Source organism: Diaphorobacter sp. J5-51, assembly GCF_001023515.1.
In the GTDB taxonomy this organism is placed as follows: domain Bacteria; phylum Pseudomonadota; class Gammaproteobacteria; order Burkholderiales; family Burkholderiaceae_C; genus Diaphorobacter; species Diaphorobacter nitroreducens.
In genome coordinates this window covers 19,367-42,187 of record NZ_JSYI01000026.1, presented here as the reverse complement: position 1 = coordinate 42,187, position 22,821 = coordinate 19,367, and the positions used below count along the sequence as shown (strand labels likewise).

Annotated in this window: 21 protein-coding genes and 2 pseudogenes; 13 read left to right on the top strand and 10 right to left on the bottom strand. The window is 68.1% G+C overall.

What is annotated here, in order from left to right; translation table 11 throughout:
* Window positions 1–7: 7 nt before the first annotated feature.
* Both OX89_RS03695 and OX89_RS03690 read right to left on the bottom strand, forming a co-directional pair.
* Window positions 8–1,444 (bottom strand): NAD-dependent succinate-semialdehyde dehydrogenase, encoded by a 1,437-nt coding sequence (locus tag OX89_RS03695; protein WP_047349602.1) that lies wholly within the window; start codon window positions 1,442–1,444, stop codon window positions 8–10.
* Between the two features lie 135 nt (window positions 1,445–1,579).
* Window positions 1,580–2,336, bottom strand: a pseudogene (locus OX89_RS03690) (TolC family protein); the annotation flags it as partial.
* 16 nt (window positions 2,337–2,352) lie between these two features.
* Between OX89_RS03690 and OX89_RS03685 the strand changes: the two are divergent.
* The 3 genes from OX89_RS03685 (at window position 2,353) to OX89_RS03675 (ending at window position 4,179) form a co-directional block, all read left to right on the top strand.
* The gene (locus tag OX89_RS03685; RefSeq protein WP_047349601.1) at window positions 2,353–3,288 is read left to right on the top strand and encodes a LysR family transcriptional regulator; all 936 of its coding nucleotides are present in this window, start codon (window positions 2,353–2,355) and stop codon (window positions 3,286–3,288) included.
* An 88-nt stretch (window positions 3,289–3,376) separates the two neighbouring features.
* Window positions 3,377–3,649 (top strand): VF530 family DNA-binding protein, encoded by a 273-nt coding sequence (locus OX89_RS03680; protein ID WP_047349633.1) that lies wholly within the window; start codon window positions 3,377–3,379, stop codon window positions 3,647–3,649.
* A gap of 152 nt (window positions 3,650–3,801) precedes the next feature.
* On the top strand, window positions 3,802–4,179 hold the full coding sequence (locus tag OX89_RS03675) for a hypothetical protein (protein ID WP_047349600.1): 378 nt from the start codon (window positions 3,802–3,804) through the stop codon (window positions 4,177–4,179).
* A gap of 33 nt (window positions 4,180–4,212) precedes the next feature.
* Here OX89_RS03675 and OX89_RS03670 read toward each other — a convergent pair whose 3' ends face one another.
* The 4 genes from OX89_RS03670 to OX89_RS03655 are packed head-to-tail and all read right to left on the bottom strand — an operon-like array spanning window position 4,213 to window position 9,553.
* The gene (locus tag OX89_RS03670) at window positions 4,213–5,181 is read right to left on the bottom strand and encodes an alpha-E domain-containing protein (RefSeq protein ID WP_047349599.1); all 969 of its coding nucleotides are present in this window, start codon (window positions 5,179–5,181) and stop codon (window positions 4,213–4,215) included.
* A gap of 1 nt (window position 5,182) precedes the next feature.
* The gene (locus tag OX89_RS03665; RefSeq protein ID WP_047349598.1) at window positions 5,183–6,646 is read right to left on the bottom strand and encodes a circularly permuted type 2 ATP-grasp protein; all 1,464 of its coding nucleotides are present in this window, start codon (window positions 6,644–6,646) and stop codon (window positions 5,183–5,185) included.
* A 48-nt stretch (window positions 6,647–6,694) separates the two neighbouring features.
* Complete coding sequence (locus tag OX89_RS03660) at window positions 6,695–9,193, bottom strand: DNA internalization-related competence protein ComEC/Rec2 (protein ID WP_047349597.1); 2,499 nt, start codon at window positions 9,191–9,193, stop codon at window positions 6,695–6,697.
* 33 nt (window positions 9,194–9,226) lie between these two features.
* Window positions 9,227–9,553 (bottom strand): helix-turn-helix transcriptional regulator, encoded by a 327-nt coding sequence (locus OX89_RS03655; protein ID WP_172206470.1) that lies wholly within the window; start codon window positions 9,551–9,553, stop codon window positions 9,227–9,229.
* An 80-nt stretch (window positions 9,554–9,633) separates the two neighbouring features.
* Here OX89_RS03655 and OX89_RS03650 point away from each other — a divergent pair, with 80 nt between their 5' ends.
* The 4 genes from OX89_RS03650 (at window position 9,634) to OX89_RS03635 (ending at window position 12,443) form a co-directional block, all read left to right on the top strand.
* Window positions 9,634–11,010: an FAD/NAD(P)-binding oxidoreductase gene (locus OX89_RS03650; protein ID WP_047349596.1), complete on the top strand. Its 1,377-nt coding sequence runs from the start codon at window positions 9,634–9,636 to the stop codon at window positions 11,008–11,010.
* A gap of 75 nt (window positions 11,011–11,085) precedes the next feature.
* Window positions 11,086–11,445 (top strand): DUF5368 domain-containing protein, encoded by a 360-nt coding sequence (locus tag OX89_RS03645; protein WP_047349595.1) that lies wholly within the window; start codon window positions 11,086–11,088, stop codon window positions 11,443–11,445.
* 48 nt (window positions 11,446–11,493) lie between these two features.
* Complete coding sequence (locus OX89_RS03640; protein ID WP_047349594.1) at window positions 11,494–11,868, top strand: DsrE family protein; 375 nt, start codon at window positions 11,494–11,496, stop codon at window positions 11,866–11,868.
* Between the two features lie 116 nt (window positions 11,869–11,984).
* The gene (locus tag OX89_RS03635; protein WP_047349593.1) at window positions 11,985–12,443 is read left to right on the top strand and encodes a RidA family protein; all 459 of its coding nucleotides are present in this window, start codon (window positions 11,985–11,987) and stop codon (window positions 12,441–12,443) included.
* A gap of 101 nt (window positions 12,444–12,544) precedes the next feature.
* Here OX89_RS03635 and parC read toward each other — a convergent pair whose 3' ends face one another.
* From parC to OX89_RS18990, 4 genes and pseudogenes are all read right to left on the bottom strand, one after another.
* Window positions 12,545–14,899, bottom strand: coding sequence for a DNA topoisomerase IV subunit A (gene parC, locus OX89_RS03630; protein WP_047349592.1), 2,355 nt, complete (start codon window positions 14,897–14,899; stop codon window positions 12,545–12,547).
* A complete protein-coding gene (locus OX89_RS03625) occupies window positions 14,896–15,774 on the bottom strand; it encodes a lytic transglycosylase domain-containing protein (RefSeq protein ID WP_047349591.1) in 879 nt (292 codons plus the stop codon). Before OX89_RS03625 ends, parC begins: the two co-directional genes overlap by 4 nt.
* 40 nt (window positions 15,775–15,814) lie before the next feature.
* Window positions 15,815–17,279: pseudogene (locus tag OX89_RS03620) on the bottom strand (DNA topoisomerase IV subunit B); the annotation flags it as partial.
* Window position 17,280: 1 nt separating this feature from the next.
* Window positions 17,281–17,776: ATP-binding protein (locus tag OX89_RS18990; RefSeq protein WP_234305495.1), on the bottom strand; the 496-nt coding region annotated here is incomplete at its 3' end.
* A gap of 116 nt (window positions 17,777–17,892) precedes the next feature.
* Between OX89_RS18990 and OX89_RS03615 the strand changes: the two genes are divergently transcribed.
* From OX89_RS03615 to OX89_RS03595, 6 genes are all read left to right on the top strand, one after another.
* Window positions 17,893–19,110 (top strand): MFS transporter, encoded by a 1,218-nt coding sequence (locus OX89_RS03615; protein ID WP_011804452.1) that lies wholly within the window; start codon window positions 17,893–17,895, stop codon window positions 19,108–19,110.
* A gap of 2 nt (window positions 19,111–19,112) precedes the next feature.
* On the top strand, window positions 19,113–19,241 hold the full coding sequence (locus tag OX89_RS19265; RefSeq protein ID WP_255352793.1) for a hypothetical protein: 129 nt from the start codon (window positions 19,113–19,115) through the stop codon (window positions 19,239–19,241).
* A gap of 2 nt (window positions 19,242–19,243) precedes the next feature.
* Complete coding sequence (locus tag OX89_RS03610; protein WP_047349589.1) at window positions 19,244–19,828, top strand: bifunctional 2-polyprenyl-6-hydroxyphenol methylase/3-demethylubiquinol 3-O-methyltransferase UbiG; 585 nt, start codon at window positions 19,244–19,246, stop codon at window positions 19,826–19,828.
* Window positions 19,829–19,862: 34 nt separating this feature from the next.
* On the top strand, window positions 19,863–20,759 hold the full coding sequence (gene dapA, locus OX89_RS03605; RefSeq protein WP_011804449.1) for a 4-hydroxy-tetrahydrodipicolinate synthase: 897 nt from the start codon (window positions 19,863–19,865) through the stop codon (window positions 20,757–20,759).
* An 83-nt stretch (window positions 20,760–20,842) separates the two neighbouring features.
* On the top strand, window positions 20,843–21,931 hold the full coding sequence (gene bamC / locus OX89_RS03600) for an outer membrane protein assembly factor BamC (RefSeq protein ID WP_015912654.1): 1,089 nt from the start codon (window positions 20,843–20,845) through the stop codon (window positions 21,929–21,931).
* Between the two features lie 33 nt (window positions 21,932–21,964).
* On the top strand, window positions 21,965–22,747 hold the full coding sequence (locus OX89_RS03595; RefSeq protein WP_047349588.1) for an MBL fold metallo-hydrolase: 783 nt from the start codon (window positions 21,965–21,967) through the stop codon (window positions 22,745–22,747).
* Window positions 22,748–22,821 lie beyond the last annotated feature (74 nt).

Genomic DNA, 22,821 nt, shown 5'->3' with positions numbered 1-22,821 from the left:
GGCGGCGTCAGACGTGGGTGATGGAGATCGCGCGCGTGTTCAGGCAAGCCTCCAGCGCCTCGGGGCCGCCCTCGGAACCGTAGCCCGAATCCTTGATGCCGCCAAACGGCAGCTCGGCCGAGGGCGTCGCAGGCTGGTTGATCCACAGCATGCCCACCTCGACGCGCTGGCTCAGCAGGTGGGCATTCTTGAGCGAGCGCGTGAACGCGTAGCCCGCCAGGCCGTAGGCGAGGCGGTTGGCCTCGGCGATGGCCGCTTCGAGCTGCGTGAAACCCTGCACGGCCGCGACGGGTCCGAAGGGTTCCTCGTTGAAGATGCGTGCATGGGTCGGCACGTTGTCGAGCACCGTGGGCGCAAAGAAGTTGCCCACCTCGCCCAGCCGCTCGCCACCCGTGCGCACCGTGGCGCCCTGCTGCACGGCATCGGCCAGCAGGTCGACCATAGCCGCCACGCGGCGCGGGTTGGCCAGCGGGCCCATCTGCGTGCCCTCGGCCAGGCCGTCACCCACCTTCAGGCCTTGGGCATGGCGCGTGAGCGCGGCCACGAAGTCGGCGCGCACGCTCTCGTGCACCAAAAAGCGCGTGGGCGAGATGCATACCTGCCCCGCGTTGCGGAACTTGGCGCCGCCCGAGGCCTTGACCGCCAGTTCGATATCCGCGTCCTCGCAGACGATCACAGGGGCGTGGCCGCCCAACTCCATGGTCACACGTTTCATGTGCTGGCCCGCCAGCCCCGCCAGTTGCTTGCCCACGGGGGTGGAGCCGGTGAACGTGACTTTGCGCACGATGGGGTGCGGGATCAGGTAGTTGGAGATCTCGGCCGGGTTGCCGTACACCAGGCCCACCGCACCGGCGGGCACGCCGGCATCGGCAAACGCACGGATCAACTCGGCCGGGCTGGCGGGCGTCTCCTCCGGCGCCTTGACCAGCACCGCGCAGCCCGCGGCCAGCGCCGCGCCCAGTTTGCGCACCACCTGGTTGATGGGGAAGTTCCAGGGCGTGAACGCGGCCACCACCCCCACCGGGTCCTTCACCACCATCTGGCGCACGGCCAGGTTGCGCGACGGCACGATGCGGCCGTACACGCGCATGCCCTCATCGGCAAACCACTCGATGATGTCGGCCGCGGCCATGGCCTCGACACGCGCCTCGGCCCGGGGCTTGCCCTGCTCCTGCGTGAGGATGGCTGCAATGGCATCGGCGCGCTCGCGCATCAGCGCGGCCGCCCGGCGCATGGTCTTGGCGCGCTCGATGGCGGGCGTGTCGCGCCACACCTCGAAGCCCTTTTGCGCAGCCTCCAGCGCACGGTCCAGGTCGGCAATGCCCGCATGCGCCACCCGCCCGATTTCCTGGCCCGTGGCCGGGTTGTGCACGGCGATGGTCTTGCCGCTCTCGGCGTCCTGCCATTGGCCGGCGATGAAAAGGCGCGTGTCGGGATAGGTCATGCAATGGGCTCCTGGGTGTCATGTCAAGAAAAATCGGGCGCCAGGCGCAGGGGCAAGACCCGCGCCGGCCGCAACCGGTCACTATAGAGTGCAACGCCCCGCGGCGCAGTCGCGTGGGCGCGAATCCCTACGCGCTCAGCTGGTGATATCCCAACCCCCGCCCAGCGCGCGCACCAACCCCACCGTGGCCATGTACTGCGCTGTGCGCACCTGCAGCGCCTGGCGGCGGTTGCGCAGCTCGCGCGGCGGACTGCACGGCGCGGTCCTGTGCCTGCGCCTGGTCGGCCAGCAGACGCAGCGCGCTGAGCTGGTCTTCCACCTCGCGAAAGGCCGTGAGCACCTGGCCGCGGTGGGCGGCGAGCGCCCCTTCCAGCCGGGCGCGCGCACCCTCCTCCTGGGCGGCGCGCTGGCCGCCATCGAAGAGCGGCAGCGACAGCAGCATGCCAATGCCCCAGGAACGCGCCGACCACTTGAACAGATCGCCCAGCTCGGGCGATGCAAAGCCCGCACTGCCCGTGAGTGCCAGCGCAGGAAACCACGCCGCCTGCGCCACGCCCACGCGTGCCTGCGCCGCCAGCACCGCGGCCTGGGCCGCAGACACATCGGGCCTGCGCGCCAGGACCGTGCTGGGCACGCCGGGCGGAATCACCGGCAGCGCGGCCTCGACCGCCGCCGGTGTCAGCGAGAAGCCCGTGGCCACGTCGCCCACCAGCACGGCCAATGCATGCCGCAGCTGCGCCTGCTGGCGCTCCAGCGCCAGTGCTTCGGACTCGGTGGCCGCCACCTCCGTCTGCACGCGCGCCACGTCCAGTTTCGCCACGTCGCCCGCCTGGTAGCGGCGCTGCGTGAGGTACAGCGTGCCGCGGTAGGCCTCCAGACTCTCATCCACCAGCGAGAAGGAGAGGCACATGGACCAGATACAGGCCATGCGCATATTCGCGCGGGTGGTCGAAGCTGGCACCTTCACGCGCGCCGCCGATTCACTGCAGCTGCCCAAGGGCACCGTGACCAAGCACGTCCAGGCGCTGGAGGAGCGCCTGCGCGTGAAGCTGCTCAACCGCACCACGCGCCGCGTCACCGTGACGGCCGACGGCGCCGCGTTCTACGACCGCACCGTGCGCCTGTTGGCCGACTTCGACGACATCGAAGCCAGCATGAGCCAGGCGCGCGCCAACCCGCGCGGGCGTCTGCGCGTGGACGTGGGATCGTCGGTGGCGCGGCTGCTCATCGTGCCAAACCTGGCGCAGTTCCAGGAGCGCTACCCCGACATCCAGATCGACCTGGGCGTGAGCGACCGCACCGTGGACCTCATCGGCGACAACGTCGACTGTGTGATCCGCGGCGGCGAGCTGGCCGACCAGTCCCTGGTGGCGCGGCGCATCGGAAACCTGGAATTCATCACCGTGGCCGCGCCCGCCTACCTGGAGCGCTTTGGCGTGCCCGCGCACCCTCTGGACCTGGAGCGCAGCCACCGCACCGTGATCTACTTCTCGCCCGTCTCGGCGCGCCGCTACCCGCTGGAGTTTCACAAGGACGGCGAGGTGATCGAAACCTCGGGCCCCTCTCACCTGGCCGTGAACGAGAGCAACGCCTATCTGAACGCCCTCGTCGCCGGCCAGGGCGTGGGGCAGATCACTACCTTCCAGGCCCAGCAGCACTTTGAGCGCGGCGAACTCGTGCGCGTGCTGCCCGACTGGTCCCACCCCCTGCTGCCCGTGTACGTGGTGTATCCGCCCAACCGCCATCTGAGCGCCAAGGTACGCGCCTTCGTCGACTGGGCTGCGGAGCTGTTTGCCAACGAGCCGCTGCTGCAACACCAGCAGAGGCAATTGCTATATTTTTAATAGCTGTTGGCGCTTACCAAATAAGCGCTATAGGGCAATTTCCTTCAAATCAGCGTTCGTGGGCGGCAAGCGCGTATGCTCGCCGTCCATGACCGACCAACCTGCAGCGCCCGCCCCACAACCACCCGCACAGCCCCGCAACCCGCTGCACGGCATCACGCTGGAGGCGATGGTCGTGGCGCTGCAGCAGTATTTCGGCTGGGAGGGTCTGGCCAGCCGCATTCCCGTGCGCTGCTTCCAGAGCGACCCCAGCGTCGTCTCCAGCCTCAAGTTCCTGCGCAAGACGCCATGGGCGCGCGAAAAGGTCGAGGGCCTGTACCTGTTCATGCTGCGCGAGCAGCGGCGCAACGCATCGCGTTGACCGCGGGGACGGCCGCACTGGCGAACGTGCACGGCAGCTGGCGCACGCCGGCGCGCGGTTCGTCGCAATGCGCTGGAACGCCGACGGGCGGGCCGGCACAGTGGCTCCACGGACGGCATGGTGCCGCCGGCAGTGTCCCCACAGGAGCCCTCATGAACGCCTTGCATACGCTGACCTCGCAGGTCCCTTCCACGCGCCGCCCCTTGCTGCGCGGCGCCATCGCCAGTGCCGTACTGGCGCTGGCCGGCACCGCCACCACGGGCGCGCTGGCCCAGGTGCCGCAGCACGCCCCTGCGCCCTCGGCGGCACAGACGCAGGTGGCCGCCATGCCCCATTCCACCCACGACCGTACCAACACTGTCGGCCGCACACGCGCTGAAGTGATTGCCGAACTGCAATGCGCGCGCGAGTCGGGCGAGTTGGAGGCCAGCGTGCTGGCCCAGTACGGCCTGGTGCCCCCTGCCCGCCAAGGCGCGCGCGCGAACTGCGCGCACGATGCCCAGAGCCGCCAGATGGCACAGGGCCAATAAACACCCCCCGGAGCCCGGGCCCGGAAGTGCCGGTCAGTCCGCCGCGGGCGCGAGAAAGTCCCTGCTGATGCAGCCGCCGAGTTCGTTCACGCGGTCCAGGAACTGCGTAAGGTAGGCATGCAGGCCGGTGGCCAGGATTTCGTCGATGCGGCCGTAACGCAGATCGGACAGCAGGCGCCCGGCCCGCCGCTCGGTCTCCCCCGAATGCTCATGCGCGACGGCAGCCAGGTTGTCCACCACCTCGTGCATGCTGGCATGCAGCGAACGCGGCATGTCCCGCCGCAGCATGAGCAGGTCGGCCACGCGCTCGGGCGTGATCACGTCGCGGTACACCTTGCGGTAGACCTCAAACGCCGAAACGCTGCGCAGGATGGCGCTCCAGTGGTAGAAGTCGGCCTCGGGCGTGGAACGGCGGGCATCACCCGCCAACCCGTGGAAATCGCTCTGCACCGCATGGAACTTCACGTCCAGCAGCCGCGCCGTGTTGTCGGCGCGCTCCAGGAAGGTGCCCAGGCGCAGGAAGTGAAACGCCTCGTCCTGCAGCATGGTGCCCAGCGTGACCCCGCGCGACAGGTGCGAGCGGTACTTCACCCATTCGAAGAACTGCCCAGGGTCGCGCTCGAAGGCCCCCTCGCGCAGCTGGCGTGACAGCTCCAGCCAAGTCTGGTTCAGCGTCTCCCACACCTCCGTGGTGAGGGCACCGCGCACGGCGCGCGCGTTCTCGCGCGCCGCGCGCAGGCACGCGGCGATGGACGACGGGTTGCCCTCGTCGCACACCATGAACCGCAGCACACCCGTGGCCGTGATCGCACCCTGCCGCGCGGTGTAGGCGGGAATCAGCTCACTGATCGACAGCAGCCCGCGCCAGCCCTCCTGCGCCTGCGCATCGGACTGCGGCAGCAGGGAGGTCTCGTAACTGTCGTTGAGCATGCGGGCGGTGTTTTCTGCCCGCTCGGTGTAACGGGACATCCAGAACAGGTGATCGGCAGTGCGGCTCAGCATCTCATTGACCTCCATCCTCATCCCCCAGCACCCAGGTGTCCTTGGTGCCGCCGCCCTGCGACGAGTTGACGACGAGCGAGCCTTCCTTGAGCGCCACGCGCGTGAGCCCGCCGGCCACCATTTGCACTTTCTGTCCACTGAGTACGAAGGGTCGCAGATCGATGTGGCGCGGCGCGATGCCCGCATCCACGTAGGTGGGACAGGTCGAGAGCGAGAGCGTGGGCTGGGCGATGTAGCCCGCGGGATTGGCGATGAGCGCGGCGCGGAAGGCCTCGATCTCGGCGCGCGTGGCCGCGGGTCCGATGAGCATTCCGTAGCCGCCCGCGCCATGCACCTCCTTGACCACCAGCTCCGGCAGATGCCCCAGCACGTACTGCAGGTCTTCAGGGCGGCGGCACATCCAGGTGGGCACGTTGGCCAGGATGGGCTGCTCGCCCAGGTAAAAGCGGATCATCTCGGGCACGTACGGGTACACCGACTTGTCGTCCGCAATGCCCGTACCCACGGCGTTGCAGATGGCCACGTTGCCCGCGCGGTAGGCCTGCATGAGCCCCGCGCAGCCCAGTGTGGAGGTGGGCCGGAACACCTGTGGGTCGAGGAAGTCGTCGTCCACGCGCCGGTAGATGACATGCACGCGCTGCAGGCCGCGCGTGGTGCGCATGTAGACGACGTTGTCCTTGACGACCAGGTCCTGGCCCTCGACCAGCTCCACGCCCATCTGCTGCGCGAGGAAGGCGTGCTCGAAATAGGCGCTGTTGTGCATGCCGGGCGTGAGCACCACCACGGTGGGGTCGGCGCTGCTCCAGGCCGGCGCGCTGGCACGCAGCGTGTCCAGCAGCAGGTCGGGATAGTGCGCCACGGGGGCCACCTTGTGCAGCGCAAACAGCTCGGGAAACAGCCGCATCATCATCTTGCGGTTTTCCAGCATGTATGACACGCCGGACGGCACGCGCAGGTTGTCCTCCAGCACGTAGTGGATGCCCTCGCCATCCGCGCCCGGCGCGCGCACGAGGTCGATGCCCGCGATGTGCGCGTACACGTCCTGCGGGACGTCCAGGCCCACCATCTCGGGACGGAACTGCGCATTGGCCAGGATCAGGTCGGCAGGCACGATGCCTGCGCGCAGGATGTCCTGGCCGTGGTAGATGTCGTGGATGAAACGGTTGAGCGCCGTGACACGCTGCACCAGGCCGCGCCGCATGCGGCGCCATTCCTGCGCGGGGATGATGCGCGGAATCAGGTCGAAGGGGATCAGCCGCTCGGTCCCGGCGCCCTCCTCGTCCTTGTCGCCATACACGGCGAAGGTGATGCCCACGCGGCGGAAGATCACCTCGGCCTGCGCGCGGCGGGCCTGCATGGCATCGGCCGGCTGCTGCGCCAGCCACTGGCCGTAATGCCGGTAGTGCGCCCGCACGTCGCTGCCCCCGAAGGGCAGCACGGTGTACATCTCGTCGAACTGCTGCATGCGGCGTGCCTCCTGACCCCAGGATAGCAAGTTGCAGGCCCGGCAACGCTACGGCTGCGGCAAAAGTGACGCCTCGGGCACGCGGTGGTGCCAGTAGCGCCGCGTGGCCTCTCGTTCACAGTGCACGGCCAGCGGCGCATCGGATACCCAACGCGCCGCGCCGCAGGGCGGCGACTGCACGAGCAAGACGCCGCGCTGCCGGTAGCGCGCCGCCACGTCGGGCGCGGGGTGGCCGAAGCGGTTGCGGTAGCCGGCCTGCACCAGCGCGGTGCGCGGCTGCACGGCATCCAGGAATGGCGCGCTGGACGAGCTCTTGCTGCCATGGTGCGGCACCAGCAGCAGGTCTGCCGCCAGCGCTGCACCGCCATCTACCAGCGCCTGTTCCTGCGCGCGCTCGATGTCGCCCACCAGCAGGGCCACCGCACCGCCGGTCTTGTCACTGGTCCCCGCGGCTGCGATGCGCAGCACACAGCTCGTGGCATTGGACTTCGGCGCACGGGCGCCCGGCCCATCGCCCGCATCGCGCGGCGGGTGCAGCACTTCGAAAAGCACGCCGTCCCAGTTCCAGTGCTGGCCCGCCAGGCAAGGCTCGGCGGGCCGCAGGGCCTGCAGTGCATGGTCGGCCTCAATCGACCCCAGCAGGCGTGCCTGCGGCTGTTGCGCCAGCACTGCCGCGGCGCCGCCGGTGTGGTCGGTATCGCGGTGGCTCAACACCAGCAGGTCCAGCCGTTCGCCCAGCGCGCGCAGCAGGGGCACCAGCACGCGCTCGCCCGCGTCGCTGTCCTGGTGGTAGCGCGGGCCGGCGTCGTACAGCAGCGCATGGCGCGCCGTGCGCACCAGCACGGCCTGGCCCTGGCCCACGTCGGCGGCCAGCAGCTCGAACTGCCCCGGCTGCGGGCGCGCGGGCTGCCACCACAGCGCCGGCAGCAGCAGCGCAAGGCCCAGGGCACGTACGCCCCACGGCAGGCGCAGCGCCAGCAATACGCCGCCGGTCACGGCTGCCGCGCCGGCCCACAGCGGGGCCATGGGCAAAGCGACCTGCGCCCAGGGCCAGGCTGCCAGCCACTGCAGCAACACCGACAACGCCTGCACGCACCACGCCGCCGCCTGCCACAGCGGCGCCCACAGCACCCCCAGCAGCGCCAGCGGCGTGACCACCAGCGTGGTCCACGGAATCGCCACCAGATTGGCCAGCAGCCCCACCAGCGCAACCTGCCCGAACAGCAATAGCGTGAGGGGCGTGAGCGCCAGCGTCACCACCCACTGTTCTCGAAGCAATGCATAAAAACGGCCTGCAACGCCTACGGGATAAGCGCTAGCAGCTCCCAAATCGGTAGCAAACAGCACAGCCACGGCCACAAAGCTCAGCCAGAAGCCCGGCTGCAGTAGCGCCCACGGATCGACCGCCAGCACCACCGCGCAGGCCAGCAGCCACACCTGCGGCCAGGGCCAGCGCCGCCCCGACAGGCGCAGCAGCGCCACCGTGGCCAACATGCACACCGTGCGCTGCGCGGGCACGCCCCATCCGCTGAAGAGCGCATAGGCAGCGGCCAGCAGCACACCGCCCACCAACGCCGCCGTGGGCGCGGGCACGGCCAGGCACAGGCGTTGCGAGCGGCGCCAGGCCCGGTCCAGCAGTGCGGCCGCAAGCCAGGCAAACAGCGTGATGTGCAGCCCCGAGATGCTCATGAGGTGGGCCACGCCCGTGGCGCGGAACACGTCCCAGTCGGCCCGGTCAATGGCGCGCTGGTCGCCGGTGACCAGCGCCGTCACCACGCCGGCGGCGCGCTGGCGGGCAGCATCCGGGGCGGCATCCCCGGCAGGGTCGGCCAGCGTGCGGGCAATCGCATCGCGCACGCGCTGGCGCAGCTGCTCGACGGGGTAGCGCCAGGTGGCGGCCAGCCGCTGCGGCGGGCCGTGCAGCGCATCCAGCCGCGCGCTGGTGCGCACGTAGCCGGTGGCCTGCACCCCTTGCTCCCACAGCCACAGCTCGTAATCGAAGCCGTGCGGATTGCGCCCGCCGTGCGGCGCCTTCAGGCGCACGGTCAGGCGCCAGCGCTCGCCCGCGCGCACGGCGGGGGGCGGCGCCAGTTCGCCGTCATGCTGGCCTTGCGCGTACCAGGTCAGGTCGATCAGCGCCGGCACCTGCACGGGGGCGCCGTGCAGCAGTGCGGACTCCACCTGCAGCCGCAGGCGCAAGCTGGTGTCGCGCTCTTGCGGCATGGCGGCCACCAGGCCGGTCACGCGCAAGTCCTGCCCCTCCAGCTGCGGTGCCAGCGCCGCCGCCAGAAAGACACTTGCGCGCAAGCCGCAGGCGCTCCAGGCCAGCAGCGCGGCAATCAGCCAGCCAAGCCAACGCCATTGGGGCAGTCGCCACGCCAGACCTCCCACGGCAAGCGCCAATGCCAGCGTGCCCCCATAAGCGGGCCACGGCCACAGCGCGCCCTGCTGCAACTGCAGCGCCGTGCCCAGCAGCCAGCCGGCCAGCACAGCGGGCAGGCGCCAGGCCGTGCGCGGCAGGGTGGACGCGGGCGCCGGGGCAGTCATGTGATGGGCTGCGGCAGTCGGGACGGTGGGGTTTCAGGGGCAAAAAATGTCGCGCAGCGCGGCAATCAGTTTGATGACGCCGGGGTCGTCAATGCGGTAGTACAGCGTCTGCGCCTCGCGGCGGTAGGTCACCAGACCTTCTTCGCGCATCCTGGCCAGGTGCTGCGACAGGGCCGAGGGGCTCAGGCCGACCACCTCATTGAGTGCGCCGACAGTCATCTCGCCGTGTTCGATCAGCAGGCACAGCACCAGCAACCGGCTGGGGTTGCCCACGGCCTGCAGCAGCTCGGCGGCCTGTGCGGCGCTTTGCTGCAGTTGCTGCAGCGCGGACAAGGGCTGGGTCAAGGTTTCAGCAGTCATGGTGTTTACGCGTTTCGCTATTCATTCAATTTAGGCTAATCTAAACAACAAGGGGACAACTGACAAAGGGGATCAACGCCATGCCTATCACGCCCGAGCAACGCAGACTTGTCGATTCTTGGCTACAGGCGCCCAGCCAGCGGCGCGCCTTCTTGCTGGCCGCGCTGGGCGGCATGGCAGCAGCAGCACACGCGCAGACGCCGGCGCCAGCGCCAGCGGCCACGCCCGCCAAAGTCAAAACCCAGGCGCGCATTGTGATTGCAGGCGCTGGCGCTGCGGGCCTGACGGCTGCCGCGCGCCTGTCGGCAGCGCTGGATGGCGCGCGCATCACGCTGATCGATGCCCGCCGTGACCACTACTACCAGCCCGGCTTCACCCTGGTGGGCGCGGGCATCAAGCCCGCAACCTATGTGGTCTCCAGCACGGCCGACTATGTGCCCGCAGGTGTGGAGCTGGTGCCCGAGCGCGTGGCCGAGTTCGACGTGGAGGGCAACCAGGTGGTCACCGAAAGCGGCGCGCGCCACGCCTATGACTTTCTGATCGTCGCCACCGGCCTGCAGCTGGAATATTCTCTGATCGAAGGCATGGACCCGCGGCTGATCGGCAAGGACGGCATCGGCAGCATCTACGCCGGGCCACAAGCCGCCGAAGACACCTGGCAGGCCATGTCGGCGTTTGCCGACAAAGGCGGGCGCGGTGTGTTTTTGCGCCCCGCCACCGAGATGAAATGCGCGGGCGCCCCGCTCAAATACACCTTTTTGACCGACGACTACCTGACGCGCCGCGGCACGCGCAGCAAGTCCGAGGTGATCTACAACAGCAACAACAAGGTGCTGTTCAGCGTGCCCATCGTGCACGAAAAGGTGCGCATGCTGTACCAGGAGCGAGGCATTGCGGTGAACTACGAGCGCGTGCTGCGCGCCATCGACCCCGGCAAGCGCATTGCCACCTTTGCCACGCCGGACGGCACAGAAGAGCAGCCCTACGACTTCATCCACGTCATTCCGCCCATGCGCGCGCCCGAGGCCGTCAGAAACAGCCCCCTGCCCTGGCCCGCCGACAAAAACAAGGCCTGGGCCGCAGAAGGCTGGATGGAGGTGGACAAGGGCACGCTGCGCCATGTGCGCTATCCCAACGTTTTTGGTCTGGGCGACATTGCCGGCGTGCCCAAGGGCAAGACCGCCGCCAGCGTCAAATGGCAGGTGCCGGTGGCCGTGGACCATCTGGTGGCGCAGATCGCGGGCCGCACATCGTCCGCGCTGTACGCGGGCTACACATCGTGCCCGCTGATCACGCGGCTGGGCCGGGCCATGCTGATCGAGTTTGACTACCAGAACAACCTGACGCCCTCGTTCCCGGGCGTGATCGCGCCGCTGGAGGAGTTGTGGGTCAGCTGGGTGATGAAAACCATGGCGCTCAAGCCCACCTACATCAGCATGCTGCGCGGCGTGGCTTGATGCATCAAAAATGCCTTTAGCGCTTTTGCATCAAACATCAGCAGCTACTTAACCTATAGCAAACGGAGACTTCTCATGAAAGAACTCGACCCCCTCATCCTGCTGGCCGTGTTCCAGGAAATGCTGGGCGCCTGGCTGTGGCCGCTGATCGCCGTGGCGGTGCTGGGCACGCTGGCCTTTGTGCTGCTGCTGGTGCGCGACCGCGGGCTGCGCGCGCGGCGGCTGGTGGGCGCGCAGGCGCTGGCCCTGCCCGGCGGCGCGCTGGCGCTGTGGATCATGGCCAGCGTGTCGTCGTCCGGCTTTACCGACGCCGCCGGCCCGGCCGACTGGATACTGATCACCCTGGTCTTCATGCTGGGTGCCGTGGGCGCCACCATCGTGGCCTACACCCTGGCAGGCTGGCTGGGCCTGGGCGCCCGCGCCCGCCACACCTGAACCTACCCACCGCCCCACACGGGCCCCTATTGCAAAGGAAGCAAACCCATGCCAGCCACCGCCGACTTCGTCTCCACCCTCTACCACGGCAAGGGCAACCCCGACAAAGCCACCGTCGCCCTGACCATGGCGCTGGCCGCGCGGCGCAAAGGCCACACGGTCTGCCTGATTTTGATGGCCGAGGGCGTCACGCTGGGTGTGCCCGGCACGGCGGACGGCATCAACATCGGCACGCCTTTCGAGCCCGCCGCCGACCTGCTGCGCAACTTTCTGCAAGAAGGCGGGCGCGTGGCGGTGTGCAAATCCTGCATGGTGCACAACGGCCTGGACGCATCGCAGATGGACCCGCGCGCCGAGATCATCACCGCGCCCGATGTGATCGACCTGCTGATGGGCGCCAAGGGCTCGCTGCAGGTGGCTTGATCAAAAAGCCCTGCCAAGGGCCCCGCCCGGCTGCCTGCGACTGGGGTAGCCAGTTGTGCAACACTCAGCAGGGCCATGCGACGCGCGCGTGGCCTTTATTGTTTTCAAGGACTGCCATGAGCGTTTACGACAAGCTGAAGGAACTCAACATCTCCCTGCCCCCCGTGGCCGTGCCTGCCGCGGCCTATGTGCCCTATGTGCAGACCGGCAACCTGGTGTTCTTGAGCGGCCACATCGCCCGCAAGGACGGCAAGCCCTGGGCCGCGCAATTGGGCCGCGACATGACCACCGCAGAAGGCCAGACAGCCGCCCGCGCCGTGGCCATCGACCTTCTGGGCACGCTGCAGGCAGCCTGCAGCGGCGACCTGAACCGCGTGCAGCGCATCGTGAAAGTGATGAGCCTGGTCAACTCCACCGGCGACTTCATCGAGCAGCACCTGGTCACCAACGGCGCCAGCGAGCTGCTGGGCCAGGTATTTGGCGACAAGGGCCGCCACGCGCGCAGCGCCTTCGGCGTGGCGCAAATCCCAATGGGCGCCTGCGTGGAGATCGAGCTGATCGCCGAGATCAGCTAAGCCCCTGCAGCTGCCAGTGCATCGCTTGGCGATTGGGCATGTTTTATGCCTCCAGCCCAATCGCTAAAAGCGCTGGCAGCTATCTTTTTTTATATCGCCCGTCACTCCACCCGCAGCACGTCGGCCGGCTTGAAGCCCAGGTCGGCAGCCTTGCCCTTGCGCCCGCGCAGGGCGCGCGCGTTGTTCAGGCTGCGGATTTCCAGCGTTTCATCGCGTGGCTTGCCGCCGCGGCCCAGGCCGGTAAAGCGCACGCTGCGCGTGTAGGCGGCCGCGCCGGCCAGCTCGTCCTTGGGTTCCAGGTCGATCAGCATCAGGCCGCGCCCGCCCTTTTCCATCAGCTTGAGCTCGGTGATCTCGAAGGTCAGCACGCGCCCGCCCACGGATGCGCAGCACACATGCGTGGCTGGCGCCAGCGCCTGGCTGCCACTGGTGCCCGCCGCGTGCGACGGGCGGCACAGACGCTCGCCCTCGGCCAGCGTGACAAACGCCTTGCCGCCGCGGTTGCGGCCGGTCATGTGCTCCACGGTGGACAAAAAGCCGTAGCCGCCCGAGCCCGCCAGCAGCAGCGTTGCGCCTGCAGGGCCGGCAAAGTAATGCACCGGCTGCGTGCCGGCCTCCAGCTCGATCAGCGTGGTAATGGGCTGGCCGTCGCCGCGCCCGCCCGGCAGGCTGGACACGGCCACCGAATACACCCGCCCGTTGCTGCCGAAGACGATGAGCGTGTCCACCGTGCGGCACTCAAAGGTGCCGTACAGGCCGTCGCCCGACTTGAAGGCGAAGCTGCCCGCCTCGTGCCCGTGGCCCTGGCGCGCACGCACCCAGCCCTTTTCGGACACCACCACGGTGACGGGTTCGTCCAGCACCTTGACCTCGGCCACGGCCTTCTTTTCGGCCTGGATCAGCGTGCGGCGCGCATCACCGAACAGCTTGGCATCTGCCTCGATCTCCTTGACCATCAGGCGGCGCAGCGAGGCGGGGTTGGCGAGGATGTCCTCCAGCTTCCCCTGCTCGTCGCGCAACTCTTTCAGCTCCTGCTCGATCTTGATGGCTTCCAGCCGCGCCAGTTGGCGCAGGCGGATTTCCAGAATGTCCTCGGCCTGGCGGTCCGACAGGTGAAAGCGCGCGATCAGCGCCGCCTTCGGCTCGTCGGCCTGGCGGATGATGGCGATCACCTCGTCGATGTTCAGCAGCACCAGCTGCCGCCCCTCCAGGATGTGGATGCGGTCCAACACCTTGTCCAGCCGGTGCTGGCTGCGCCGCGTGATGGTGGTCTGGCGGAAGTCGATCCACTCCTGCAGCATCTCGCGCAGCGACTTCTGCACGGGCCTGCCGTCCAGCCCCACCATGGTCAGGTTGATGGGCGCGGAAGTCTCCAGGCTGGTGTGCGCCAGCAGCGCGGTGATGAGATCCTGCTGCGGCACCTTGCCGGTCTTGGGTTCGATGACCAGGCGCACCGGTGCGTCCTTGCTGGACTCGTCGCGCACGCCGTCCAGCAGCGCCAGCAAGGCAGCCTTGAGCTGCGTCTGCTCCTGCGTGAGCGCCTTCTTGCCGGTCTTGACCTTGGGGTTGGTGAGTTCCTCGATCTCCTCCAGCACCTTCTGCGCGGAAACGCCGGGCGGCAGCTCGGTCACCACCATCTGCCACTGGCCGCGCGCCAGGTCCTCGATCTTCCAGCGCGCGCGCACCTTGAGGCTGCCGCGGCCCGTGCGGTAGGCGTCCTGGATGTCAGCATCAGTGCTGATGATCTGGCCGCCGCCCGGGTAGTCAGGGCCGGGGACCAGCGCGAACAGTTCCTCGTCGCTCAACTGCGGCTTCTTGACCAAGGCCACGCAGGCGTCGGCCACCTCGCGCAGGTTGTGGCTGGGGATCTCGGTGGCCAGGCCCACGGCGATGCCGCTGGCGCCGTTGAGCAGCGCGAACGGCAACCGCGCGGGCAGCTGACGCGGCTCCTGCGTGCTGCCGTCGTAGTTGGGCACGAAGTCCACCGTGCCCATGTCGATCTCGTCCAGCAGCAGGCCGGCGATGCGGGTCAGGCGCGCCTCGGTGTAGCGCATGGCCGCCGCGCCGTCGCCATCGCGGCTGCCGAAGTTGCCCTGGCCGTCGATCAGCGGGTAGCGCTGGTTGAAGTCCTGCGCCAAGCGCACCAGTGCGTCGTAGGCCGACTGGTCGCCGTGCGGGTGAAAGCGGCCCAGCACGTCGCCCACCACGCGGGCGCTTTTGACGGGCTTGGCCGCCACGTTGCGGTTTGGCCCGCTGTAGCCCAGGCCCATGCGGTCCATGGCGTAGAGGATGCGCCGCTGCACGGGCTTGAGGCCGTCGCACACGTCGGGCAGCGCGCGGCCCTTGACGACCGAGAGGGCGTATTCCAAATAGGCGCGCTGGGCATAGCCGGCCAGTTCCAGGCTGTCGCCGTGGTCGGCGGGCGCGGAGAAGTCGAGAGTGGGTTGGTCGCTCATTCAGTGAAGACAGACTCGGTCGATGACTGCCGGGCCAGGCGCGTGGGCGCAGGCGTGGACATGCGCTGCGCGTCGCCGCGCTCACCGGCATCGGATAGGGAATGGGGCGTGGCGGGCAGTTCCATGCGCACGCGCCCCGGGTTCGCGCGCTGATTGCGCGTCGGTAGCGGCGGCTTGAGCAGCGCATACAGGCCCATCACGCTCTGCACGTAGTTGCGCGTCTCGCGGTAGGCGGGGACGCGGTTGCCGGCGCGCTGCACGGCGCCCTCGCCCGCGTTGTAGGCCGCCAGCGCCAAGTCCAGGCGGCCCTCGAAAAGATCCATGAGGTAGCGCAGGTAGCGCGTGCCCGCGGCCACGTTGGTGGCGGGGTCCACCAGCTTTTGCTCCACCGAGCGCCTGGTGTCGCCGCTCACGCCGAAGCGGCTGGCGGTGGCGGGCATGAGCTGCATCAGCCCCACGGCGCCGCGCGGCGAAACCGCGCGGGTGTTGAAACCCGACTCGGTGGCGATCACCGCCTGCAGCAGCGCGTAGTCCACGCCATGGCGCGCCGACGCCGAGCGCAGGTGCTGGCGCACGAGCTTGTAGTCGTGCGACACCTCGAAGAAGGCCAGCAGCCGCGCCCCCGAGGGACTGGCCGGCCCGGTGGAGACATCGGCCGCACCCTGACGTCCGGTGTTGGAGCCGTCGCGCTCGGAGTCGAAGTCGTTGCCGCGAAAGAACAGCGCGTAACGCTCGTCCAGCTGCTGCGCGGCGAAGTGCGTCACGCCGCGCTCGTCCACGAAGGCCCACAGGTCCGCATGCGCGGTTTGCTGCAAAAACAGGAGCGCGCAGCACATGCCAGCCGTGCGCAAAAGCCCCAAAAGGCTGTTACGCATGCGGTATCCCGGGCGCGCAGTCATGGCGAGGGTGCCTTCGTCAGATGTCCACATCCACCAGGTCGCCGTGCAGTTCCATGAGCTCGCGGCGCGCGGCGGCCTCGCCCTTGCCCATGAGCTTGGTGATCAGGCCCTCGGTGGCGGAGAAGTCGAACGTGCCCAACTGCACCGGCAGCAGGCGGCGCGTGTCGGGGTTGAGCGTGGTCTCCCACAGCTGCTCGGCGTTCATTTCGCCCAGGCCCTTGAAGCGGCTGATCTGGCACTTCTCGCGCGGCACGCCGTCCTTGGCGCACTTGTCGAGGATGCTTTCCAGCTCGGATTCATCCAGCGCATACACCTTGGCCGCGGGCTTCTTGCCGCGCGCCGGCACGTCCACGCGGAACAGCGGTGGCCGGGCGACAAAGATATGGCCAGCCTCGATGAGCTTGGGAAAGTGGCGAAAGAACAGCGTCAGCAGCAGCACCTGGATGTGCGAGCCGTCCACATCGGCATCGCTCAGAATGCAAATCTTGCCGTAGCGCAGGCCGGACAGGTCAGGGGTGTCGCTCGGGCCGTGCGGGTCCACGCCGATGGCTACCGAGATGTCATGCACCTCGGTGTTGGCAAACAGGCGGTCGCGGTCGACCTCCCAGGTGTTGAGCACCTTGCCGCGCAGCGGCAGGATGGCCTGGCTTTCCTTGTCGCGGCCCATCTTGGCGCTGCCGCCGGCCGAGTCGCCCTCGACCAGGAAGACCTCGTTGTAGGCCAGGTCACGGCTTTCGCAGTCGGTGAGCTTGCCGGGCAGCACGGCCACGCCCGAGCCCTTGCGCTTTTCGACCTTCTGGCCGGCCTTTTGCCGTGTCTGCGCGGCCTTGATGGCCAGTTCGGCCAGCTTCTTGCCGTATTCCACGTGCTGGTTCAGCCACAGCTCCAGCGCCGGGCGCACGAAGCTGGACACCAGCCGCACGGCGTCGCGCGAGTTCAGCCGCTCCTTGATCTGCCCCTGGAACTGCGGGTCCAGCACCTTGGCCGCCAGCACATAGCTGGCGCGCGCAAACACGTCCTCGGGCAGTAGCTTCACGCCCTTGGGCAGAAGCGAGTGCAGCTCGATGAAGCTCTTGACCGCGTTGAACAGGCCGTCGCGCAGGCCGCTTTCATGGGTGCCGCCGGCGCTGGTGGGGATCAGGTTCACGTAGCTCTCGCGCACCGGCTGGCCTTCCTCGGTGAAGGCCACACACCATGCGGCGCCCTCGCCCTCGGCAAAGCTCTCGTTGTGGCGGTCGGCGAAGCCCTCGCCCTCGAACAGCGGGATCACCGGGTCAGCGCTCAGCGTCTGCGCCAGGTAGTCGCGCAGGCCGCCCTTGTACTGCCAGGTCTGGGTGTCGCGCGTCTTTTCATTGACCAGCTGCACCGTGACGCCGGGCATGAGCACCGCCTTGCTGCGCAGCAGGTGCGTCAGCTCGCCCATCGGAAGGTTGCTGGACTCAAAGTATTTGGCGTCGGGCCAGACGCGCACGGTGGTGCCCNGCGGGCGCGCCGCCAGCGGCTCGGTCACGTCGCCGCCCGCAAACACCAGGCGCGCTACCTGGCCCTCGCGGTGGGTGGCCACCTCCAGCCGGGTGGCCAGGGCGTTGGTGACGCTTACGCCCACACCATGCAGGCCGCCCGAGAAGCTGTAGGCCCCGCCCTTGCCCTTGTCGAACTTGCCGCCCGCGTGCAGGCGGGTGAACACCAGCTCCACCACCGGTGCGTTCTCCTCGGGATGCAGGCCGAACGGAATGCCCCGGCCGTCGTCCTCCACGCTCACCGAGCCGTCGGTGTGCAAGGTCACCTTGATCTTCTTGCCAAAGCCCGCCAGCGCCTCGTCGGCCGCGTTGTCCAGCACCTCCTGGATGATGTGCAGGGGGTTGTCGGTGCGGGTGTACATGCCCGGCCGCTGCTTGACGGGCTCCAGTCCCTTGAGGACGCGGATCGAGCCTTCGGAGTAGTCGCTGGCGGAGGTGGATGCGGGTTTGACTGCCATGGCGGCGGATTGTAGTGCTGGATATAAAACCAGGATGGTGACGCTTTCTTGCCCCGCCAGCGTGCTGCACAGGGGGGCGCCGAGCAGGCGACACGGGTTTTCGCTACATTCGCCGGATGCACGACGCAACCCGAAAACTGTCCATGGCCCAGGTGCTGATCTGCGGCGCCGCCATCGTCACTTTGTCCATGGGCATCCGGCACGGCTTCGGCCTGTGGCTGCAGCCCATCACCCAGGACATGGGCTGGACACGCCAGACCTTTGCCCTGGCCATGGCCATTCAGAACCTGTCCTGGGGTCTGTTCGGCATCTTTGGCGGCATGCTGGCCGACCGCCTGGGCGCCTTCCGCGTGCTGATCGGCGGCGCAGCGCTCTACGCCATGGGCCTGGCCGGCATGGCGCTGTCTCCCACGCCGCTGCTGTTTTCGCTGACCACGGGCGTGCTGATCGGCGCTGCACAGGCGGGCACCACCTACGCCATCATCTACGGGGTGCTGGGCCGGCAGATCCCGGCCGACAAGCGCTCCTGGGCCATGGGCGTGGCCGCTGCGGCGGGCTCGTTCGGCCAGTTCCTCATGGTGCCGCTGGAGGGGCAACTGATCCTGCGCCTGGGCTGGCAAGAGGCCCTGCTGGTGCTCTCGGCCATGGTGATCCTGATCGTTCCGCTGGCCTTCGGCCTGCGCGAGCCGGGCTTTCATGGCAGCGCCCCCGTCAAACGTACCCAGTCCGTGGGCGAGGCCTTTGCCGAGGCGCTGCGCTACCGCAGCTTCCTGCTGCTCACCGCCGGCTACTTCGTGTGCGGCTTCCAGGTGGTGTTCATCGGTGTGCACATGCCCAGCTATCTGCGCGACCAGGGCCTCACGCCCCAGGTGGCCAGCTATGCGCTGGCGCTGATCGGGCTGTTCAACGTGTTCGGCACCTATATCGCGGGCTCGCTGGGCCAACGGATCCCGAAGCGCCACATCCTGGCGTTCATCTATTTCGCCCGTGCCGTGGCCATCACCATCTTCCTGCTGGTGCCGCTGTCGCCGCTGTCGGTCTACGTGTTCTCGGCCGTGATCGGCGCACTGTGGCTGTCCACGGTGCCCCCCACCAATGCCACCGTTGCGCAGATCTTCGGGGTGCAGCACCTGTCCATGCTCAGCGGCTTCGTGTTCTTCAGCCACCAGATCGGCAGCTTCCTGGGCGTGTGGCTGGGCGGCTATCTGTATGACCGCACGGGCAGCTACGACATCGTGTGGTACCTGGCGATTGTGTTGGGCATCCTCGCGGGCTTGGTGAACCTGCCCGTACGCGAGGGCGCCATCGTGCGCGCCACCCCTCAGGCGGCCTGACCATGCGCACCCTGTACAAGCGGTCGATCGTCGCAGTTGCGCTGCTCGCGGTGCTGCTGGGGGTGTTCGCGCTGTACCTGCAGCCCGACTTCATGCTGACGCTGGCGGACCAGATCTGGGCCTGCTTCTGACGATGGCCCCGCACGGCACCGCCCATGCGCCGCTGCCTGCGGCCTCGGAATGGATACAGGGCTGGTCCCACCTGGTGCCTGCGGGCGGCAGTGTGCTGGACGTGGCTTGCGGTCACGGCCGTCACATGCGCTGGTTCTATGAAAGAAAACACCCGGTAACGGGCATAGACAAAGCGCCAGAAGCTATCGAAAGCATAGCACCATGGGGCGCGACGATCGTTGCGGATATCGAGGCTGGCCCCTGGCCCCTGCCCGGGCAGCGCTTTGCCGGCGTGGTGGTCACCAATTACCTGTGGCGTCCTTTGCTGCCCACCATCGTGGACAGCGTGGCGCCCGGTGGCGTGCTGCTCTATGAGACCTTCGCCGTGGGCAACGAAACTGTCGGCCGGCCCGCGCGGGCCGAATTCCTGCTGAAGCCGGGCGAACTGCTGCAGGCCTGCCGGGACCTGCGCATCGTGGCTTATGAGGAAGGCTTCCTCGACGCGCCCGCGCGCTTCGTGCAGCGCATCGCCGCCGTGCGGCCTGCGCCGTCCATGGACGGGCCGCTGCGCGCGCCGCTGCGCACGCCGCTGCAGGGCCCCGTCTAGTTAGAATGTGTTTTTACCGTTTTTGAACGCGGACATGACTTCTCCCAGCGCCCCCCTGACCGGCAGCATCGTCGCCCTCGTCACGCCCATGCATGACGACGGCAGTGTGGACTACCCCGCGCTGCGCAAACTCATCGACTGGCACATCGCAGAAGGCACCGACTGCATCGGCGTGGTGGGCACGACCGGCGAATCGCCCACGGTGAACGTGGAGGAGCACTGCGAAATCATTCGCGTGTCCGTGGAACAAGCCGCCAAGCGCGTGCCCATCATGGCGGGCTGCGGCGCCAATTCCACGGCCGAGGCCATCGAGCTGGCCAGGTTCGCCAAGAAGGTCGGCGCCGACAGCCAGTTGCAGGTCGTGCCCTATTACAACAAGCCCACACAGGAAGGCCAGTACCGCCACTTCAAGGCGATCGCCGAGGCCGTGGGCGACCTGCCGATGGTGCTGTACAACGTGCCCGGCCGGTCGGTGGCGGACATGCAGCACGAAACGGTGTTGCGCCTCACGCAGGTGCCCGGCATCGTGGGCATCAAGGAAGCCACAGGCAACATCGAACGCGCGCAATGGCTCATCCGCGACGTGCCCAAGGGCTTTGCCGTGTATTCCGGCGATGACCCCACGGCCGTGGCGCTCATGCTGTGCGGCGGCCAGGGCAACATCAGCGTGACGGCCAACGTGGCGCCTCGCCTGATGCACGAGCTGTGCGTGGCCGCGCTGGCCGGTGACACCCGCCGCGCCATGGAGATCCAGTTCCGCCTGATGCCCGTGCACAAGCAACTGTTCGTAGAGGCCAACCCCATCCCCGTGAAGTGGGCTGTGCAGCGCATGGGCCTGTGCGGCGGCGCTCTGCGCCTGCCCATGACGCCCCTGAGCCAGGGCAACGAAGCCGTGGTCGAGGCCGCCCTGCGCGCCGCGGGGCTGCTCTAAGCTCTAATTTCACCCAGCCTGTTGCCAGCTTGCAGCGTATTTGGAACGCTCCCGGCCGAATCTGGATCAATGAGGATTTTCGCGTGAACGCTACCACCCGTTTGGGCCTGCTGGGCCTTGCCGTGACCCTGTCTGCTTGCTCCGTGCTGGAGAACGACAAGATCGATTACAAAAGCGCCACCAAGGGGGCAACGCTGGAGGTGCCTCCGGACCTGACGCAGCTCTCGCGCGACACACGCTACACGGTGCCTGGCGGGGTCGTGTCTGCTGCCGCTTTCGAAGCCGGCCAGGCGCAACAGCCCCGCGGCGCGGCGAGCGCAGCCCCGAAGTCCATTGGAGACGTACGCATCGAGCGCGACGGCAACCAACGATGGCTGGTGGTGGACCGCCCTGCCGACCAACTGTGGGACCCGGTGCGTGACTTCTGGATCGAAAACGGCTTCGTGTACGTGCTGGAACAACCCAAGCTCGGCCTGCTGGAGACCGACTGGGCCGAAAACCGCGCCAAGCTGCCGCAGGACATCATCCGCTCCACGATCGGCAAGGTCTTCGATTCGCTGTATTCCACGGGCGAACGCGACAAGTTCCGGACCCGCCTGGAGCGCAACGCCAGCGGCGGCACGGAGATCTACATCAGCCACCGCGGCATGGTGGAGGTCTACACCAACACCCAGAAGGACAACACCGTCTGGCAGCCCCGCCCGGCCGATCCGGAACTGGAAACCGAATTCCTGCGCCGGCTGATGGTCAAGCTGGGCGTGAGCGAGGAGCAATCCAAGGCCGCCGCCGCAGCGCCCGTACCCTCCGCCCCGTCCGCGCGTATGGCCACGGTGGACAACGTGCCGGTGGTGCAGCTTGATGAAGGCTTCGACCGCGCTTGGCGCCGCGTAGGCGTGTCGCTGGACCGCACCGGCTTCACCGTGGAGGACCGAGACCGCAGCCAGGGCGTGTACTTCGTCCGCTACGTCGCCCCGACCGAGAAGAAGGAGCAAGGCTTCTTCAGCAAGCTGTTCAGCCGCTCGCCCGACGCGGTGCCGCCGCTGAAGTACCGCATCGTGGTGCGCAGCGAGGGCAACCGAAGCACGGTGTCGGTGCTCAACGCCGCAGGCGCGCCCGAGACCTCCGCCAATGCACAGCGCATCGTGCGCGTGCTCGCGGATGATCTGAAGTAAAAGGGGCGGCGCCGCGCCGCTTGCGCCTACACGATGCTGCGCTTTCGCAATCTGGCCAGCGGCAGCACCGGCAACGCCACGCTGGTTGAAGGGCGCAGCGGCGCGCATACCCGGCGCCTGCTCGTGGATTGCGGGCTGGGCATCCGGCAACTGCAATGGCGCCTGCAGGCTGCCGGTACGGCCCCGGCGCAGTTGGATGCCGTCTTTATCACACATGAGCATTCCGATCATGTGGGCTGCGTGCTGAAGCTCGTCCTGCGCGAACGCATCCCCGTTTGGATGAGCGAGGGCACCTACGATGCCCTAGGGTCACCCGACCTTGACGGCCTGCTGCATGTGGCGTGCGATGGCGTACCCGTCGATATGGGCAGCTTTTGCGCACATCCTTTCAGCGTGCCGCATGACGCACGTGAACCATTGCACTTGCGCTGCAGCGATGGCGCGACGCACATCGGCCTACTGACCGACCTGGGCCATGCGGCAGAAACGGTGGTGGAACGGCTACAGGGCTGTCACGCGCTGCTGCTCGAAGCCAACCACGACGCCGACCTTCTGGCGTCGGGCGACTATCCCGTGTTCCTGAAACGGCGCATCGCAGGTCCGCGTGGGCACCTTCCCAACCATGTCAGCGCGGACATCCTGCACGCCGTACATCACCCGAATCTGCGACACGTGGTGGCTGCACACCTGAGCGCACGCAACAACCGACCGGAACTCGCGCAATCCGCTCTGGCGCAAGCTGTGGGGTGGCATGCAAGTGACATCGTAGTGGCCGATCCGCGCGAGGGCACTCCCTGGATCGAGGCCAGCTACTGAGCCATTGCCCAAAAAAGAAAACCCCGACCTTGCGGTACGGGGTTTGCAGCAAGCCCGACCCTTGGAGGGGCCGG

Bases quoted from the DNA above. Each gene is read 5' to 3' on its own strand.
- OX89_RS03695 (WP_047349602.1), bottom strand. From the start codon at position 1,444: ATGACCTATCCCGACACGCGCCTTTTCATCGCCGGCCAATGGCAGGAC.
- OX89_RS03685 (WP_047349601.1), top strand. From the start codon at position 2,353: ATGGACCAGATACAGGCCATGCGCATATTCGCGCGGGTGGTCGAAGCT.
- OX89_RS03680 (WP_047349633.1), top strand. From the start codon at position 3,377: ATGACCGACCAACCTGCAGCGCCCGCCCCACAACCACCCGCACAGCCC.
- OX89_RS03675 (WP_047349600.1), top strand. From the start codon at position 3,802: ATGAACGCCTTGCATACGCTGACCTCGCAGGTCCCTTCCACGCGCCGC.
- OX89_RS03670 (WP_047349599.1), bottom strand. From the start codon at position 5,181: ATGCTGAGCCGCACTGCCGATCACCTGTTCTGGATGTCCCGTTACACC.
- OX89_RS03665 (WP_047349598.1), bottom strand. From the start codon at position 6,646: ATGCAGCAGTTCGACGAGATGTACACCGTGCTGCCCTTCGGGGGCAGC.
- OX89_RS03660 (WP_047349597.1), bottom strand. From the start codon at position 9,193: ATGACTGCCCCGGCGCCCGCGTCCACCCTGCCGCGCACGGCCTGGCGC.
- OX89_RS03655 (WP_172206470.1), bottom strand. From the start codon at position 9,553: ATGACTGCTGAAACCTTGACCCAGCCCTTGTCCGCGCTGCAGCAACTG.
- OX89_RS03650 (WP_047349596.1), top strand. From the start codon at position 9,634: ATGCCTATCACGCCCGAGCAACGCAGACTTGTCGATTCTTGGCTACAG.
- OX89_RS03645 (WP_047349595.1), top strand. From the start codon at position 11,086: ATGAAAGAACTCGACCCCCTCATCCTGCTGGCCGTGTTCCAGGAAATG.
- OX89_RS03640 (WP_047349594.1), top strand. From the start codon at position 11,494: ATGCCAGCCACCGCCGACTTCGTCTCCACCCTCTACCACGGCAAGGGC.
- OX89_RS03635 (WP_047349593.1), top strand. From the start codon at position 11,985: ATGAGCGTTTACGACAAGCTGAAGGAACTCAACATCTCCCTGCCCCCC.
- parC (WP_047349592.1), bottom strand. From the start codon at position 14,899: ATGAGCGACCAACCCACTCTCGACTTCTCCGCGCCCGCCGACCACGGC.
- OX89_RS03625 (WP_047349591.1), bottom strand. From the start codon at position 15,774: ATGCGTAACAGCCTTTTGGGGCTTTTGCGCACGGCTGGCATGTGCTGC.
- OX89_RS03615 (WP_011804452.1), top strand. From the start codon at position 17,893: ATGCACGACGCAACCCGAAAACTGTCCATGGCCCAGGTGCTGATCTGC.
- OX89_RS19265 (WP_255352793.1), top strand. From the start codon at position 19,113: ATGCGCACCCTGTACAAGCGGTCGATCGTCGCAGTTGCGCTGCTCGCG.
- OX89_RS03610 (WP_047349589.1), top strand. From the start codon at position 19,244: ATGGCCCCGCACGGCACCGCCCATGCGCCGCTGCCTGCGGCCTCGGAA.
- dapA (WP_011804449.1), top strand. From the start codon at position 19,863: ATGACTTCTCCCAGCGCCCCCCTGACCGGCAGCATCGTCGCCCTCGTC.
- OX89_RS03595 (WP_047349588.1), top strand. From the start codon at position 21,965: ATGCTGCGCTTTCGCAATCTGGCCAGCGGCAGCACCGGCAACGCCACG.